A 16472-nucleotide genomic window follows, 5' to 3' on the forward strand; every position below is an offset into this window, starting at 1 on the left:
TCAGCTGTGGGCCAGATTCTGCTGGATGATTTCACGCACCCGCGCACGCGCCTGCTCGATGTCGGTGTCGGCCGTCTTGATGCTGGCTACCGGTGTCACGGCAGACGGAGCAGGCTTCGCGCCCTCTTCGTCACGGGTATTCACTTCCGCCACCATCGACAGGCCAATGCGCAGCGGATGGCGCGCAATCTCTTCCGGGTCGAGCGCGATGCGCACCGGCACACGCTGCACCACCTTGATCCAGTTGCCGGTGGCATTCTGCGCCGGCAGCAGGGCAAAGGCGGCGCCGGTACCGGCCCCCACACCGGCGATGCGGCCGTGGAATTCCACATCCGAGCCATAGACGTCGGCACGCAGGGTAACCGGCTGACCGACCTTCATGTGGCGCAACTGGTTTTCCTTGAAGTTGGCATCCACCCAGACCTGATCCAGCGGAATCACCGTCATCAGCGGCGTGCCGGCGGCCACGCGCTGGCCGACCTGCACATTGCGGCGGGCGACCATGCCGCCCTGCGGGGCCGTGACCTGTGCGCGCTGCCAGGCCAGCCAGGTTTCCTCATAGCGCGCAGCGGCGCGCTGCACTGCCGGGTGCGCTTCAACCTTGATGCCATCGGTCTGGCTCTTGCTCGCCGCCAGCTGCTCCTGCGCGGCAGAGAGCGTGGCTTCGGCGGTCTTCAGTGCGTCACGCGTGTGATAGAGCTCTTCCATCGCCAGCGCGCCGGTGTCGGCGATGGCCTGACGGCGGACCAGATCCTGACGCAGGCGATCCACCTCGGTCTGGCGGGCACGCACCTGCGCCGCCAGCGTGTTGTTACCGGCGAACACGCCGCGCATCTCGCGCACGGCTTGCGCCAGCGCAGCTTCGGCCTGCTCCATGGCCACGCGCGCATCGGCCCGGTCGATCTCGACCAGCAGGTCGCCTGCCTTGACGCTGTCGGTATCCTCGACACGCACGCTCAGCACGGTGCCGCCCACCTGGGGCGTGATCTGCATGACATGGCCATTCACATAGGCGTCATCGGTTTCCTGGAACCAGCGGCCGTGGACCAGCCACCAGGCCGCCCAGGCCAGACCTGCCAGCACGAATACGGTGGCCATGACCGCGAGCAGGGCCTTGCGCTTGCGCGGCTGACCCTGAACGGTCTGGATGGAAGGGGAGGGAGTGTTATCGCTCATGGTCGTCTTCTCTTTTCAGGACGTTCAGGACTTGGATTCGGTACTGCCGGTCTGGCCGGCACTGCGGGAGAAAGGATCCTGCGCGGCGGTGAAACCGCCCCCCAGCGCCCGCGCCAGCCCTACGGCGGCATCGAGACGATGGGCGCGGACGTCGATATCGGCGCGGTCCTGCCCGAGGCGCTGCATGCGGGCGGAGAGCAGCTGGATGCGGCTCGCCAGGCCCTGCCCCATGCGGGTCTCGACCAGCTTCACGCCACGATCGGCCGCGGCCTGCGCTTCCCTGACCCGCTCGCCCTGACGGGCTGCACCGTCGAGGCTGCGCGCCTGATCTGCCACCTCGCGCATCGCATCGACGAGATTCGCGTTGTACTGCTCGACGGCGGCGTCATAGTCGGCCGCCTTGCCCGCCAGGCCGGCACGCAAGCGGCCGGCCTCGAAGATCGGCAGGCGCAGCGTCGGCCCGATGCCGTAGATGCGGGAAGCCGGGTCGAGCAGATTGTCGAGACCGATTGCGCTGAAGCCGGCGAAGGCGGTCAGATTCACGCTCGGGTAGAACTGTGCGCGCGAGTAATCGACGTCGGCGGCCGCAGCTTCAACCCGCAGGCGGGCTGCCTGCAGATCGGGCCGGTTGGCCAGCAGATCGGAGGGCAGTTGCGAGGGCAGGTGCGCATCCAGTTCGCCACTGATCGCTGGCGGCGTCAGCCGGCTGCCGGCTTCCGGCCCCTGCCCGGCCAGCGCGGCCAGCGCGTTGGCCTGCAGGCTGATGCGTTCCTCGATCTGGGCGCGTTCGCTGCGCAGCTGGGCAATGCCCTGATGCTGCAGGTTGCGGTCAATCTCGGCATCCAGCCCGGCCTTGAAGCGCACGCCCTGCAGGCGCTCGGTTTCCTGACGCAGGCCGATCTGCTGGTCGATCAGCGCGATCTGGCGGTGCAGGCGGTCGAACTCCAGATAGGCACGCGTCACGGCAGCGGCCAGGGCCACACGCGCCGCGCGGGCCTCAAGCTCGCTGGCGGCGCGTGCCGCCTTGGCGCCTTCGAGCGCACGGCGATACTTGCCCCACACGTCGAGCTCGATACCGGCATCGAGCGCGAGGCGGTTGTTGGTGCGCGTCTTGCCGGCATAGGTCGGCGAGACCATGCCTTTCTCGCTGAAGCGCTGATCGATGGATTCGCCGTTGAGCGCCAGCTGCGGCCACAGCGCGCTGCCGGCCGCATCGGTCATCGCATTGGCGCGGCGAATGCGGGCGTCTGCCAGCGCAAGATTCGGCGAGTCCGCCAGTGCGCTGCTCACCAGCGCGTCGAGCTGCGGATCGCCAAAAGCCTGCCAGTAATTCTCGCGAACCGTCCATTCAGCGCTGTTGGCGGCGCTGAGGCGGCCCAGGCTGTCAGCCTGCTTCAGCCTGGAATGCGGCTGGATGTCGCTGTGCGTGGCACAGGCAGCCAGCCCGATACCGGCGCAGAGCAGCGCCAGCGTGCGGACCTTCATCATGATGTGATCTCCGTCGAGCCGAGATTGCTGAGCATGCGTCGCAGCATGCCCCGGAAAACTTCAACTTCCTCCGGCCCGAAGCCTTCGGTCATCCTGGCAATGAGCCGCTTGCCCACCACGCGCAGCTGTGGATACAGCGCCTCGCCCTGCGGCGTGAGGCGGATCACCACCACGCGGCGGTCGTCCGTCGAGCGCTCGCGCGCGATCAGCTGCTTTTCCTCGAGCCGGTCGAGCATGCGTGTCATCGCGCCGGTGTCCTGCCCCTGAAAGCGCGCCAGATCCGCGCAGGTCGGCGTGCTGCCGCCCGCGATGTGCATCATCACGACCCATTGCGCATGGGTGATGTCCAGCCCGACGAGTTCTTCGTCGAGCGTGGCCGACATCCGCCCCTTGATGCGGGCGATGAGGTAGCCCAGGCTGTCTTCCAACCGGAAGGGGTCAGTCTGGAGCGCCGGATCGGTGGGCTGCACATCGGTCATCGGGATACGTTCCTGTGGAAACACTGCCGCGTCACTATCTGCCACGGCATTCACTGCCTAGGCAGTTAAAATTACGCGCCCGATACGGCGGCGTCAAGCTCACATGAAAAATAAACACACCGCGCAGTCATGCCGCGATGCCGCCCTGCCGGGAAGACGCTGGCGCATGCACCACCCGGTGGGGCGCATGCACCAGCTCGGACCTGCAGGAACGTATGATCCCGATGCCTGCGCAGCCCCGAACTCGCTGCAACACTCGTGGTCTATCGTGCCGACCGGGGGCTCTCCGATCCGGCAGCAGGCACGCAGGTGCGAGTGCTGCGGCCGGTCCATGCACCATGCCGGACAGCACTCCGCCCGGACGCACCACCAAGGGGACGTCGCCCGCCCAATCGACGGCCGGAGGCCCGCCATCAGTTGGCACAGTTCTCGCAACAGGGACAGCGCCGATAAAACAGCTCCATCAAGGGGGAAAATGAGTGGCACCGATCCAGAGTCAGATTTCCGCCCCCGCGTCCAGCACGCGATTCTTCGATGAAATGAACGCCGCCAGCGGCGAGATCCGGCCGCACTACCAGGGCTATGTGGACTGGTTCGACGGCATGAGCGCCGAGCGCATGGCGCGCAAGCGACAGGAAGCGGATGCGCTCTTTCATCGCTCGGGCATCACCTTCGCGGTGTATGGCGACGAGGAAGGCGCCGAGCGCCTGATTCCCTTTGACGTGATCCCGCGCATCATCCCGGCCCGGGAATGGACGAACCTCGCGGCGGGTCTGCGTCAGCGCGTGAAGGCGCTCAATGCCTTCATCCACGACATCTACCACGGCCAGGAAATCCTCAAGGCCGGCAAGATCCCCGCCGAACAGGTGCTGAACAACGCGCAATACCGGCCCGAAATGCAGGGCGTGGACGTGCCCAAGAACATCTATGCGGCGATTGCCGGCGTGGACATCGTGCGGGCCGGCGCGGGCGAGTTCTATGTGCTGGAAGACAACCTGAGGGTGCCTTCCGGGGTGAGCTACATGATCGAGAACCGCAAGATGATGATGCGGCTCTTCCCCGAGCTCTTCGCGAAGAACCGCGTCGCGCCGGTCGATCATTACCCCGACATGCTGCTCGACACCCTGCGCGCCGTGGCGCCGAAGGGCGTGCCCGATCCCACCGTGGTGGTGCTCACGCCGGGCAGCTTCAACAGCGCCTACTTCGAGCACGCCTTCCTCGCCCAGCAGATGGGTGTCGAACTGGTCGAGGGCAAGGACCTCTTCGTGCGCAACGAGCAGGTTTTCATGCGGACCACGCAAGGCCCGCAGCGGGTGGATGTGATCTACCGCCGCATCGACGACGACTTCCTGGACCCGCTCGCCTTCCGGCCCGACTCCATGCTCGGCGTACCGGGCATCCTCTCGGCCTACCGGGCCGGCAATGTCACCCTGTCGAACGCCATCGGCACCGGCGTGGCCGACGACAAATCCATCTACCCCTATGTCGGCGACATGGTGCGCTTCTACCTCGGCGAGGAGCCCATCCTCAACAACGTGCCCACCTACATGCTGCGAAAGCCCGATGACCTCGCCTACACGCTTGAGCACCTGCCCGAGCTGGTGGTGAAGGAAGTGCATGGCGCGGGCGGCTACGGCATGCTGGTCGGCCCGGCTTCGACGAAGGCGCAGATCGAGGACTTCCGCCAGAAGATCCTCGCCGCGCCCGAGAAATACATCGCCCAGCCCACGCTCTCGCTGTCGACCTGCCCGACCTATGTGGACACCGGCATCGCGCCCCGCCACATCGACCTGCGCCCCTTCGTGCTCTCCGGCGACGAAGTGCGCTTCGTGCCGGGCGGACTGACCCGCGTCGCACTGAAGGAAGGCTCGCTGGTGGTGAATTCGTCGCAAGGCGGCGGCACCAAGGACACCTGGGTTCTGGAGGACTGAGCATGCTCTCGCGCACCGCTGATCACCTGTACTGGATGGCCCGCTACATCGAGCGCGCCGAAAACCTCGCCCGCATGCTGGACGTGAACAACCGCATGCTGCTCGTGCCGCAAAGCGAACTCGAGATCCGTCGCCTCTGGCGCGAAACGCTCGACTCCATCGGGCTGCTGGAAACCTATGTGGCCTGCTTCGGCGAAGACGTCGAGCCCTCGCATGTCGTGCATTTCATGGCGCTGGACCGCAACAACCCGGGCAGCATCTATTCCTGCCTGCGCGCAGCGCGCGAAAACGCCCATGCCGTGCGCGGCACGCTGACGTCCGAATTGTGGGAAACCATCAACGCCACCTGGCTGGACCTGCGCCGCTTCGACATCAGCAAGATGGGCGCGGACGAGCTCGACAATTTCTTCGAGTGGGTCAAGCTGCGCTCGCACCAGTTCCGCGGCGTGTCCTTCGCCACCATGATGCGGGACGAAGCGAACTGCTTCCTGCGCCTGGGCACCTTCATCGAGCGGGCCGACAACACCGCGCGCATCCTCGACGTGAAGTACAACTTCATCAACGAGGCCCCGCGCCGCGACGAATCCGGTGAGTACTACCAGTGGAGCGCCCTGCTCCACTCGGTGTCGGCCTTCGAGATCTACCGCCGCACCTATCGGGACCAGATCACGCCGGCGCGGGTCGCCGAGCTCCTGCTGCTGCGGATGGACATGCCGCGCTCGCTGGCCTACTGCACCGACGAAATGCTGGGATTCCTGAACCAGGTTTCGAATGGCCGCTCCGACGAAACACAGCGCCGCGCCGGCGAGCTGGCCTCCAGCCTGAAATACGGTCGTATCGAGGACATCCTGGAGACCGGGGTGCATGAATACCTGACCCGTTTCATCATCCGCATCAATGACATCGGCAACCGGCTGGCGGCGGACTTCCTGCTGCCGGTGACGGCCTGAGTCGGGAGTCGGGAGTCGGGAGTCGGGAGTCGGGAGTCGGGAGTCGGGAGTCGGGAGTCGGGAGTCGGCATCAGTTTGGCCGGCTTCCGGCTTGGAGCGGGGGCTTTCTGCGCCTGCCTGGCGCAGATGTGCGGGCTTCAGGCCTGAGGTGAATCCCTCGTTTGATCAGAAGGCCCGGCGTTCTGCCGGGTCCGCGACATTCGCGCTGAAACTCAGGCCCGCCACGCGCGAGGCGGATGCAATCCGCATGCCTCTTTCATGCCGCCATCCGGCACGGCCACCGGCCGTCGCAGCCGGGCGGCAGGCGGCTTTCCTGAATGATCCGCCGGACGGCAAGCGGTGTTTGCCGCCGGCCAGCGGCGCCTGCCCCACCCCGCAACATGGACTGCCGCGGGTGGTCAGGACAAAGCCGACAATGCGCACTCAGCGCAGCGAGAAGTTCGGCGGAATCAGCGGAATCGAGCGCCGGGGTGCGGCCGTTTCTTCCCGCGTGGCGAGGCGCGCGGCAGCCATCGCCGAAGCCGCGGCATGGCCCGCCCGGGCGAGCTCCGGAAGCGAGGGGGATTCATCTGCAGCGCAGGACCACGAGAAATCCGACATTTCGCGTTCGATCAGCATGGTCATCTCCTTGCGTATCAGGCGGTTTGCCTGCAAAGGAACATGCAACAAACGTTCCCGACACGCAAAAAGGATCCGCTTCAGCGCGGTCGGGCGGCCGGGCTTCCGCCGGACGGCAGGGCAGCCGGCGCGGGCTCACGGCTCAGCGGGCGCTGGCGCACCGCTTCGAGCAGATCCTCGAAGCGCTTGTTCTCGGCCGGCATCATGGTGACCTGGACTTCCACCTCATGCGACGCGCCGCCGAGAATGACGCCGCGCATCGGGCTCACATCACCGAAGTCCCGCCCCCAGCCCAGCACCACATGCTCCAGGTCGGGCTGCAGATTGTTGGTCGGGTCGAATCCCACCCAGCCGTTCTCCGGGCACCACACCGCCACCCAGGCATGCGAGGCATCGGCCCCGATCAGCCGGGGCTTGCCGGGGGCGGGATGAGTCAGGATGTAGCCGCTCATGTAGCGGGCGGCGAGTCCGAGCGAACGCAGCGCGCAGAGCATGAGCTGGGCGAAGTCCTGACACACGCCGCGGCGCTGCTGGAAGGTCTGGGCGACCGGTGTGGCCACGGTGCTGGCCTTGGGGTCGAACTCGAACTCGCGATAGATGCGCGACATCAGGTGGCGCGAAGCCTCCAGGATCGGGCGCCCGGGCGTGAAGCTCGCCAGCGCCCAGGTCCGCACATCCTCCAGCAGCGGAACCTGGGACGAAGCCAGCGCGAACTCCTGCGCATCGAGCGGCGCCGTGGTCGGGAAGGCGGCCAGCAGGGCAGCGACCTTCTCCCAGGGCGCGCCGGGCGCTTCACGCCAGCCGGCCGGCCGTTTCAGCACATTCACGGTGCTGGCCGCGATCAGGCGCAGCATGTCGTGTGGCTGGCGCAGGGCCAGCCGCATGCTGGAGTTGCCGAACCAGTCCTGCCCGGTCTGCTTCTGCGCAGGCTCGGGCGTGATGTCGAGCTGGAAGTGTTCGAGCTGCTGGAAGGCCCAGTTGCGCGGGGCGAGATGCAGCAGATGCTGCGACAGGCTCACCGACGAGGCATAGCGATAGAGCGTTTCATGGATGACGTGATAGCGCTGACTCATGCGATCACCCTCGAACGGTCATCCGAATGGCTGAAGAAATGCAGCCCGATCTGGTCCGACAGGCTCGCCGAGGCCGCCCGCAGCGTGGCCAGTGCCTCTTTCAGCGCCTCCGAGCCGGGATGGAAATCCAGCGTCGGATCCAGCACCAGCAGGCGCCGGTGCAGCGCCTCGATGCCGGTATCCGGCATGCCGCCCAGGGAGTCGTTGAGGCGCTCCAGATAGTCGCGCAACCCGCTGGTCTGGAACACGATGCCACGCGGATTGGAGTCGTCGGCGATCAGCAGATCGAGCACGGCGATCCACTCCGGCCGCGACATGTAGCGCGAGCGATAGGTCACGATGGAATCCGAAACCTCGAGCAGCCAGTCCGGATTGCCCTTGACGCCCATGCGCATGGCGCATTCGATGGCTTCGGTCTGGAACTGCAGGCGCTCGATACGGCGACCGAGCGAGAGGAAGCGCCAGCCGTGATCCCGCGTCATGCCGTCGAGCGCGAAGCCAGCGAGCGTCATGAAGGTGCTCACGTATTCGTCGAGCAGGGCCAGGGCCTCGAAGATGCCCACCTTGTCATGCGGCTTCTGGCCGACACGCTGGGCCAGGGCATTGAGGGTGCGCCAGTTGTCGGAAGACAGGCGTTCGCGCAGCTGAAAGCCGGTCCGCGACAGGTGAAGGATGTGCGAGGCCAGACCGCCGGGGTGATGCGAATCGAAGGTCGCCTTGACGAGCTCGCGCACCGCCTCGCGCCCGGGGCACTTCTCGGGCAGCACGCCGATCGCATGACCGAGTTCGGCCAGCGTGAGCCATTCCACGCCGCTGTCGTTGTTGTCCGCCGCGCGGTCCAGCGCCACCCGCAGGTAGCGCGCAAGATTGTCGCAACGCTCGGCATAGCGGCCGAACCAGAAGAGGTTCTCCACCACCCGGCTCGACAGGCCGGCACCGCTGCGCACCAGGTCGGCCGCCTCGACCGGCCGCCGCAGCAGCGAGACCGGCGAACCGGCGGTCTCGCCGCAGATCCACACATCCTTGCTGCCGCCGCCGCGCTGGTTGGAGAGGATGCGCACATCCTGCTCGCTGGCCGAGCGCGCCAGCCCGCCCGGCATCACCATGTAGCCATCGGGTGTCGCCACCGCAAAGACGCGCAGGCCGACCGGCCGGGCCAGCAGCTTGCGGCCATGGCCGCGGTCGAGCATCGGCGCACGGGAAATGGCGACCAGCTCCTGCGCGTAATAGTCGCGCGGGTTGGCCCGCACGCGGGCATCGAGACGCGCGCGTCCGTCTTCATCGAGATCTTCGCCGAACACCGGCTCGAAGCGCCGCCCCTGCGGATGCGGCACGGCACTCTTGAACACCAGGCGGTCGGTCATCGCCAGCGCCTCTTCCATCGCCGGCGCCTCGCCGCACCACCAGGTGGCCACGCCCGGCATCTTCAGGTCTTCGCCCAGCAGATGGCGGCACAGCCCGGGCAGGAAGCCCGCCAGCGCGCCGGTTTCGATCACGCTGGCGCCGATGCCATTGGCCAGCAGCACACGCCCGGCCCGCACCACGTCCATCAGGCCGGGTACGCCCAGCGCCGAATCGGCGCGCAGCTCGAGCGGGTCGCAGTAGTCGTCGTCCATCCGGCGCAGGATGGCGTGCACCCGGCGCAGGCCCGAGAGCGTCTTGAGCCAGACGCAGCCGTCGCGCACGGTCAGATCCTGCCCCTCGACCAGCGGAAAGCCCAGATAGCGCGCCAGATAGGCATGCTCGAAATAGGTTTCGTTGAACGGCCCCGGCGTCAGCAGCACGGTATTCACGCGCTCGTCCGGCTCGTGCGGCGCAAACGCGGCGATCGAGTCGCGCAGGGTGGCGAAGTAATGGGCCAGGCGCTGCACGCGCAGCTCGCGGAAGAGATCCGGGAACAGGCGCGAGGTGATGATCCGGTTTTCCAGCGCATAGCCCATGCCGGAAGGGGACTGGGTACGATCGTTGAGCACCCACCACTGACCGTCTGCCGAGCGCGCAAGGTCGACGGCCAGCACGTGCAGGTGCACGCCGCCCGCCGGCGTGATGCCGTGCGCCGGGCGCTGGAAACCCGGGTGGCCCAGCACCGGCGCGGGCGGCAGGCGCCCTTCGGCAAAGAGCGTCTGCGCACCGTAAAGATCGGCCAGCACGGCATTGAAGAGCTTCGCCCGCTGGATGACGCCAGCCTCGATGGTGCGCCACTCGTCGCTGGGGATGATCAGCGGCAGCGGATCCATGGCCCAGGGACGGCTCGACCCCTCCTCGTCGTCATAGACGTTGTAGGTCACGCCGTTGTCGCGGATCAGGCGGTCAACGTCCTTGAAAAGCTCGCGCAGCTGCGGCGCCGTCTGGCCGAGCAGCTGGTCGTAGAGGGCCGCGTAATGCGGCCGGGCTTCGCCGTCGGCGGCGAACATTTCGTCGTAGCGTTCCGGGTCTTCCGGATACTCGGCGAGAAACTGTCGGGGCATGATGGATTCTGTTGTTCTGCAAAGCGCGCAAATCTGATCGCGGAGCCCTGCCCGCCCCGGCGGCAGGCGGGGCGGTCACCCTCAGGCGCACATCCGGCCCGCCTATTTGCGCATGTCCAGTGTAAACGGGAAGTCGGGATTGCGCTCCTCGGCCGGCGGCGAAACCCGGCCCGGCGTATGGCCGAACCGGAAGAAACGCGCCAGCCGCCGCGCTTCGGCCTCATAGGCATTGACCGGGAACGTGGCGTAGTTGCGCCCCCCGGGATGCGCCACATGGTACTGGCAGCCACCCAGCGAACGCTGCATCCAGGTGTCGACCAGATCGAAGCAGAGCGGCGCATGCGGCGGAATCGTCGGATGCAGGCAGGACGGCGGCTGCCAGGCCCGGTAGCGCACGCCTCCGACGAACTCGCCCACCGTACCGGTGGGCTGCAGGGGCACCAGGCGCCCGTTGCAGCTGATCACATGGCGATCCCCCACAAGCCCCTGCACCTTCACCTGGAGGCGCTCGACCGAGGAGTCGACGAATCTCACCGTACCGCCGGCCGCGCCCTCCTCGCCCATCACATGCCAGGGCTCGAGCGCGAGGCGCAGCTCGACGTCAACATTCCTGGCCGAGAAGTCGCCCAGGCGCGGGAAGCGGAACTCCAGGTGCGGCGCGAACCAGGCGGCTTCGACCGGATAGCCGAAATCCTGCAGCTCCTCGACGACATCGCGGAAATCATCCTCGATGAAGTGCGGCAGCATGAAGCGGTCATGCAGCTCGGTGCCCCAGCGCTTGAGGCGCGGCGGCTGATAGGGCTCCTGCCAGAAGCGCGACAGCAGTGCGCGCATCAGCAGTTGCTGGGCAAGGCTCATCTCGGCATGTGGCGGCATTTCGAAGGCGCGCATTTCAAGAAGGCCCAGCCGGCCGGCCGATGAATCGGGCGAGAACAGCTTGTCGATGCAGAACTCGGCGCGGTGCGTATTGCCCGTCACGTCGATGAGCAGGTTGCGCATCAGGCGATCGATCATCCAGGGCGGCACGTTGCCGAACTGCTCGCTCTGCCGCCGCATTTCCTTCATCGCGACTTCGATCTCGTAGACCGAGTCGTTGCGCGCCTCATCAATCCGCGGCGCCTGGCTGGTCGGGCCAATAAAGAGTCCGGAAAACAGGTAGGAGAGCGAAGGATGGTTGTGCCAGTAGCTCACCATGCTCGCGAGCAGATCCGGCCGCCGCAGGAACGGCGAATCGGCCGGCGTGGCGCCACCCAGCACGAAATGGTTGCCGCCCCCGGTGCCGGTGTGGCGGCCGTCGAGCATGAATTTTTCGGTGGAAAGCCGGGTGTGATGGGCCGCGTCGTAGAGATGCGTGGTCTGCTCCACCAGCTCCAGCCAGCTCGATGCCGGGTGGATATTCACCTCGATCACGCCAGGGTCGGGCGTCACCCGCAGCACCTGCAGCCGCGCATCCTTCGGCGGCTCGTAGCCTTCCAGCACCACCGGCACCGCCATGGCTTCAGCCGTCGCCTCGATGGCAGCGACCACCTCCAGATAATCCTCCAGCTGCCGGGTGGGCGGCATGAAGACATAGAGCTTGCCGCCCCGCGGTTCGGCGCACATCGCGGTCCGCGTGATCCAGCCTGCCGATTCGAAGGCGCCAGGCTGGCGCTCGCTCAGGGCGGCGGTCTGCCTGCCCCGCCCGCCCGCTCCGGCAATGCCATTGGGTGCGATTTCACGCCGCATAACTTCCTGATGGCGCAAGGCCACATAGGGCGGCAGGGGCGCCTGCTGCTGCACCGGATCGTTCTGATGCAGCCAGGGATAGTCGGATGATGCCACCCAGGGCTGGCCATCGAGCGGCAGGCGATAACCCACCGGCGAGTCGCCGGGAATCAGGTAGCAGCGCTCCTCGCGCAAAAACCACGGCCCGGTCTGCCAGTGGCTGCCGGAGGGATCACGCGCGATCGGCAGCACCCAGCCGATGGTCTTGTCCAGCCCCTGGCTGAAGACCCGGCGCAGGCGATCGCGCTCCAGCGGGTCTTCCAGCCGCGCGTCGAAGGGATCGACGTTGGCGGGCAGCTTGCGCTCGCGCCAGAGGTAGTACCAGACATCCTCGAACGCGGGAAAGGCGAACTTCGGCGCCAGCCCCAGCCGCTCGGCCACCGCCCGGAGAAAGTCGCCGGCGACGGTCTCGGTCACGCCGTAGTCGCGCTTCTCGTCCGCGAACAGCGCCGGATTGCACCAGAGCGGCTCGCCATCCTTGCGCCAGTAGAGATTCAGCGACCAGCGCGGCAGCTGCTCGCCGGGATACCACTTGCCCTGGCCGAAATGCTGCAGGCCCTGCGGCGCATATTTCGCCTTGAGCTTCGCCAGCAGCTCTGCCGAGAGGCCGCGCTTGGCCGGCCCCAGCGCTTCGGTATTCCACTCGGCACCATCACGGTCGTCGATCGACACGAAGGTCGGCTCACCGCCCTGGGTCAGGCGCACGTCGCCCGCCACCAGGTCCGCATCGATGCGCTCGCCCAGCCGGCAGATCGCGGCCCATTGCGCTTCGGTGTAGGGCTTGGTCACCCGCGGTGCTTCGCGGATGCGCTCGATCTGCATGTGATGCTCGAACTCGACCTCGCATTGCTCCAGGCCGCCTTCGATCGGCGCCGCCGATGAAGGCTCGGGCGAGCAGGCCAGGGGGATATGCCCCTCGCCCGCCAGCAGGCCGGAAGTCGGGTCGAAGCCGATCCAGCCGGCCCCCGGCAGATAGACCTCACACCAGGCATGCAGATCGGTGAAATCGATTTCGGCGCCTGAGGGGCCGTCGAGCGACTTCACATCCGGCTTGAGCTGGATGAGATAGCCCGACACGAAACGCGCCGCCAGCCCGAGGTGGCGCAGGAGCTGCACCAGCAGCCAGGCCGAATCGCGGCAGGAGCCGGAGGCTTTCTCCAGCGTTTCCTCAGGCGTCTGCACGCCCGGCTCAAGCCGGACGAGGTAGCGGATCTCGCGCTGCAGGCGCTGGTTCAGCGCCACGAGAAAGTCGATGGTCGGCGTGGCCTCGCGCGGCACCGAATCCAGCAGCGCCTCGAAACGCGCCGTGAGCGGCAGCTTGACCAGATAGGGCGCCAGCTCCGTCTCGAGCCCCGCGGCATAGGCGAAGGGATAGTGCATGGCCTCCGGCTCGAGGAAGAAGTCGAAGGGATTGAGCACCGACATTTCGGCCACCAGATCCACTTCGACGCGGAACTCGCGGGTCTTGTCCGGGAAGACCAGTCGCGCGAGGTAGTTCGATTGGGGATCCTGCTGCCAGTTGATGAAATGCCCGCCCGGCGTCACGCGCAGCGAATAGCTCAGGATGCGGGTGCGGGAATGGGGGGCCGGACGAAGCCGGATGATCTGCGGCCCGAGTGAAATCGGTTTGTCGTAACGATAGTGCGTGACATGGTTCAGCGCGACATGGATCGACATCAGGGGCTCTCAGTCTGTTGAGGGATCAGGAAGCGATAGCAATTTGCATGCAACACCGCCCGGGGGCAGGCTCCGTCCGGCCTTCCGCACGCTCAGGCACCAGCCCGGGGCGTCTGCCCGAAACGCGTTCGAGTATCGCACCAATCAGGCACACTCATTCTTTCAAGCAGGCTACAGTGCCGTGATGGCGCGGCCTGTGCGGCTTCCCCGGCCCGGCGAGGCATCGTCCGCGTGCCAGGCCTTGCATGCGGGGCTGAAGCGCAGCCGAACTGGGGTTATAATTGCCGGCTTTTCAAAAGCTTAGGCTGACCATGACTGCTCGCAACATCGACGGCAACGCGCTCGCCGCAAAAGTACGCGAAGAGATCGCCCAGCGCGCCGCTGAACTCACCGCCCGGGGCGTGCAACCCTGCCTCGCCGTGATCCTCGTCGGCGAAGACCCGGCCTCCGCCGTCTATGTGCGCAACAAGGTCTCGGCCTGCGAGAAGGCCGGCTTCCGCTCGCTGAAGTTCACCTACGCGCCGGACGTCGATCCGCAGGAAGTTTTCGACAGGATTGCCGAGCTGAACGCTGATGACACGGTGCATGGCATTCTCGTCCAGCTGCCGTTGCCCAAGCAGTTCGACGCCGACAAGGTGCTCGAAGCGATCTCGCCGGAGAAGGACGTCGATGGTTTCCACGCCGAGAATTTCGGCCTGCTGCTGCAGGGTCGCAAGAGCTTCTACCCCTGCACGCCCTGGGGCGTGATGAAGATGCTCGACTCCGAAAACGTCGAGCTCAAGGGTGCGGAAGCCGTCGTGATCGGCCGCTCGAACATCGTCGGCAAGCCGATGGCCGTGATGCTGCTCTCGCGCGGCGCGACGGTCACCGTGTGCCATTCGCAGACGAAGGATCTGGCCTTCCACACGAAGCGCGCCGACATCGTCGTGGCCGCCGTGGGCCGGGCGAAGTTCCTCAAGGGCGACATGATCAAGCCCGGCGCAGTCGTGATCGACGTGGGCATCAACCGCGGCGAAGACGGCAAGCTCTGCGGCGATGTGGATTTCGACTCCGCCCGCGAAGTGGCCTCCCTGATCACCCCGGTGCCCGGCGGTGTCGGCCCGATGACCATCACCATGCTGCTGGCCAATACCGTGGAATCGGCCCAGCGCGTACTCGACGCAAAGTAAACCACCATGTCCAGCACACCCCTCATCGGCATCGTCATGGGTTCCAACTCGGATTGGCCCACGATGCAGGCTGCCGCGAAGATCCTGCGCGACTTCGGCGTGCCTTACGAAGCCCGCGTGGTCTCGGCCCACCGCACGCCCGACCTGATGTTCGAATACGCCGAAAACGCCCGTGCCCGCGGCCTCAAGGCCATCATCGCCGGCGCCGGCGGTGCCGCCCACCTGCCCGGCATGCTGGCCGCCAAGACCACATTGCCGGTGCTGGGCGTGCCGGTGCAGAGCAAGGCGCTCTCGGGGGTGGATTCGCTGCACTCCATCGTGCAGATGCCCAAGGGCATTCCGGTCGCGACCTTCGCCATCGGCGAAGCCGGCGCCGCCAATGCCGCACTCTTCGCCGTGGCCATGCTGGCCAATGAAGACAGCCGCATCGCGCTGATGCTCGATGCCTTCCGCGACCGCCAGACCCAGGCGGTGCTCGACATGACGCTGGAAGATCCGCAGCAATGAGCATGATCCTGCCCCCCGCCACACTGGGCATGCTGGGTGGCGGCCAGCTCGGTCGCTTTTTCGTGCTCGCCGCCCATGAGATGGGCTACCAGGTCTGGGTGCTTGACCCCGACCCCGCCAGCCCGGCGGGCAAGGCCGCCGACCGCCACCTGTGCGTGCCGTATGACGACTATGCCTCGCTCGATCTGCTCGCAGCGGAATGCGCCGCCGTCACGACCGAATTCGAGAACGTGCCGGCCGCCACGCTCGAATACCTGGCCAAGTTCATCCCGGTGCGGCCCAACGCCGAAGCCGTCGCGATCTGCCAGAACCGTGTCGCGGAAAAGATGTTCCTGCGCAATCACGGCATTCCGCATGCTGCCTTCATGCCGGTCAACTCGGTCGCCGATCTGCGCGAAGCGGGCAGCGAACTCTTCCCCGGCATCCTGAAAGTGGCCCGCTTCGGTTATGACGGCAAGGGCCAGGCCCGGGTCGCCAGCCGCGAGGAGGCCATCGCCGCGTTCCAGGGTTTCAACAACGAAGCCTGCGTGCTCGAGCAGATGCTCTCGCTCGATTACGAGGTGTCGGTGGTGCTGGCGCGTGACGAACACGGCGCCTGCCGGAGTTTTCCGGTGGCCGAGAACGCCCATGCCGGCGGCATTCTCGACGTCTCGATCGCGCCGGCCCGGTCCTCGGTCTGCCAGCTCGACAGCGCGCAGGAAATCGCCGAACGCATTGCGGCGGAGCTGGGCTACATCGGCACGATGGCGGTGGAGTTCTTCGTCTCACGCGGCGCGCTCTATGTAAATGAAATGGCTCCGCGTCCGCACAACAGCGGCCACTACACGGTGGATGCCTGCGTGACCAGCCAGTATGAACAGCAGGTGCGTGCGCTCTGCGGCCTGCCGCTGGGTGATGCCCGGGCGCATTCGGCTGCGGTGATGGTCAATCTGCTCGGCGACATCTGGTACGACCCGAGCCAGCCCGGCCCCGACAGCCACGGCGCCTATCGTGAGCCGGACTGGAGCCGCCTGCTCTCGGTGCCGAACCTCAAGCTGCACCTCTACGGCAAGCATCACGCCCGCCCCGGCCGCAAGATGGGCCACTTCACGGTCGTTGATGCCGATCCGGCCCGCGCCCTGGAAGTCGCCCTGGCCGCCCGCGCCGCCATCGGCATCCGGGACCAGGCCTGA

12 protein-coding genes are annotated in these 16472 nt (G+C 66.7%); 5 read left to right on the plus strand and 7 right to left on the minus strand.

The window, feature by feature from the left end; all coding sequences use genetic code 11:
• Genes ABDB87_RS16505 through ABDB87_RS16515 form a run of 3 tightly spaced genes read right to left on the minus strand, consistent with a single transcriptional unit; the run spans position 1 to position 3143 of the window.
• Complete coding sequence (locus ABDB87_RS16505) at positions 1-1176, minus strand: HlyD family secretion protein (RefSeq protein ID WP_345929074.1); 1176 nt, start codon at positions 1174-1176, stop codon at positions 1-3.
• A gap of 24 nt (positions 1177-1200) precedes the next feature.
• On the minus strand, positions 1201-2664 hold the full coding sequence (locus tag ABDB87_RS16510; protein ID WP_345929076.1) for an efflux transporter outer membrane subunit: 1464 nt from the start codon (positions 2662-2664) through the stop codon (positions 1201-1203).
• Positions 2661-3143: a MarR family winged helix-turn-helix transcriptional regulator gene (locus tag ABDB87_RS16515; protein ID WP_345929078.1), complete on the minus strand. Its 483-nt coding sequence runs from the start codon at positions 3141-3143 to the stop codon at positions 2661-2663. The genes ABDB87_RS16510 and ABDB87_RS16515 overlap by 4 nt, the downstream gene beginning before the upstream one ends.
• A 539-nt stretch (positions 3144-3682) precedes the next feature.
• Here ABDB87_RS16515 and ABDB87_RS16520 point away from each other — a divergent pair.
• Entirely contained in the window at positions 3683-5074 is a 1392-nt protein-coding gene (locus tag ABDB87_RS16520; protein ID WP_345929176.1) for a circularly permuted type 2 ATP-grasp protein, read from the plus strand.
• A 2-nt stretch (positions 5075-5076) separates the two neighbouring features.
• Positions 5077-6024 (plus strand): alpha-E domain-containing protein, encoded by a 948-nt coding sequence (locus ABDB87_RS16525; protein ID WP_345929080.1) that lies wholly within the window; start codon positions 5077-5079, stop codon positions 6022-6024.
• A 423-nt stretch (positions 6025-6447) separates the two neighbouring features.
• Here ABDB87_RS16525 and ABDB87_RS16530 read toward each other — a convergent pair whose 3' ends face one another.
• The 4 genes from ABDB87_RS16530 to ABDB87_RS16545 form a co-directional block, all read right to left on the minus strand.
• Positions 6448-6642, minus strand: coding sequence for a hypothetical protein (locus tag ABDB87_RS16530; protein ID WP_345929081.1), 195 nt, complete (start codon positions 6640-6642; stop codon positions 6448-6450).
• Positions 6643-6722: 80 nt separating this feature from the next.
• On the minus strand, positions 6723-7715 hold the full coding sequence (locus tag ABDB87_RS16535; protein ID WP_345929082.1) for a transglutaminase family protein: 993 nt from the start codon (positions 7713-7715) through the stop codon (positions 6723-6725).
• Positions 7712-10183, minus strand: a complete 2472-nt coding sequence (locus ABDB87_RS16540) for a circularly permuted type 2 ATP-grasp protein (RefSeq protein ID WP_345929084.1) — start codon at positions 10181-10183, stop codon at positions 7712-7714. Before ABDB87_RS16540 ends, ABDB87_RS16535 begins: the two co-directional genes overlap by 4 nt.
• A 102-nt stretch (positions 10184-10285) precedes the next feature.
• Positions 10286-13624 (minus strand): transglutaminase family protein, encoded by a 3339-nt coding sequence (locus ABDB87_RS16545; protein WP_345929086.1) that lies wholly within the window; start codon positions 13622-13624, stop codon positions 10286-10288.
• A gap of 311 nt (positions 13625-13935) precedes the next feature.
• On the opposite strand from ABDB87_RS16545, the gene folD reads away from it, so the two are divergent.
• From folD to ABDB87_RS16560, 3 genes are read left to right on the plus strand one after another with little or no spacing between them, the layout of a single operon-like run.
• Positions 13936-14793, plus strand: a complete 858-nt coding sequence (gene folD, locus ABDB87_RS16550) for a bifunctional methylenetetrahydrofolate dehydrogenase/methenyltetrahydrofolate cyclohydrolase FolD (protein WP_345929088.1) — start codon at positions 13936-13938, stop codon at positions 14791-14793.
• Positions 14794-14799: 6 nt separating this feature from the next.
• Positions 14800-15300, plus strand: coding sequence for a 5-(carboxyamino)imidazole ribonucleotide mutase (purE, locus tag ABDB87_RS16555; RefSeq protein ID WP_345929090.1), 501 nt, complete (start codon positions 14800-14802; stop codon positions 15298-15300).
• A 2-nt stretch (positions 15301-15302) separates the two neighbouring features.
• Entirely contained in the window at positions 15303-16472 is a 1170-nt protein-coding gene (locus ABDB87_RS16560; protein WP_345929092.1) for a 5-(carboxyamino)imidazole ribonucleotide synthase, read from the plus strand.

The organism is Uliginosibacterium paludis (assembly GCF_039631355.1).
Lineage (GTDB): Bacteria > Pseudomonadota > Gammaproteobacteria > Burkholderiales > Rhodocyclaceae > Uliginosibacterium > Uliginosibacterium paludis.

Coding starts and splice junctions, on each gene's coding strand:
- ABDB87_RS16545 (WP_345929086.1), bottom strand. CDS start 13,624: ATGTCGATCCATGTCGCGCTGAACCATGTCACGCACTATCGTTACGAC.
- purE (WP_345929090.1), top strand. CDS start 14,800: ATGTCCAGCACACCCCTCATCGGCATCGTCATGGGTTCCAACTCGGAT.
- ABDB87_RS16515 (WP_345929078.1), bottom strand. CDS start 3,143: ATGACCGATGTGCAGCCCACCGATCCGGCGCTCCAGACTGACCCCTTC.
- folD (WP_345929088.1), top strand. CDS start 13,936: ATGACTGCTCGCAACATCGACGGCAACGCGCTCGCCGCAAAAGTACGC.
- ABDB87_RS16530 (WP_345929081.1), bottom strand. CDS start 6,642: ATGCTGATCGAACGCGAAATGTCGGATTTCTCGTGGTCCTGCGCTGCA.
- ABDB87_RS16520 (WP_345929176.1), top strand. CDS start 3,683: ATGAACGCCGCCAGCGGCGAGATCCGGCCGCACTACCAGGGCTATGTG.
- ABDB87_RS16525 (WP_345929080.1), top strand. CDS start 5,077: ATGCTCTCGCGCACCGCTGATCACCTGTACTGGATGGCCCGCTACATC.
- ABDB87_RS16510 (WP_345929076.1), bottom strand. CDS start 2,664: ATGATGAAGGTCCGCACGCTGGCGCTGCTCTGCGCCGGTATCGGGCTG.
- ABDB87_RS16505 (WP_345929074.1), bottom strand. CDS start 1,176: ATGAGCGATAACACTCCCTCCCCTTCCATCCAGACCGTTCAGGGTCAG.
- ABDB87_RS16560 (WP_345929092.1), top strand. CDS start 15,303: ATGATCCTGCCCCCCGCCACACTGGGCATGCTGGGTGGCGGCCAGCTC.
- ABDB87_RS16540 (WP_345929084.1), bottom strand. CDS start 10,183: ATGCCCCGACAGTTTCTCGCCGAGTATCCGGAAGACCCGGAACGCTAC.
- ABDB87_RS16535 (WP_345929082.1), bottom strand. CDS start 7,715: ATGAGTCAGCGCTATCACGTCATCCATGAAACGCTCTATCGCTATGCC.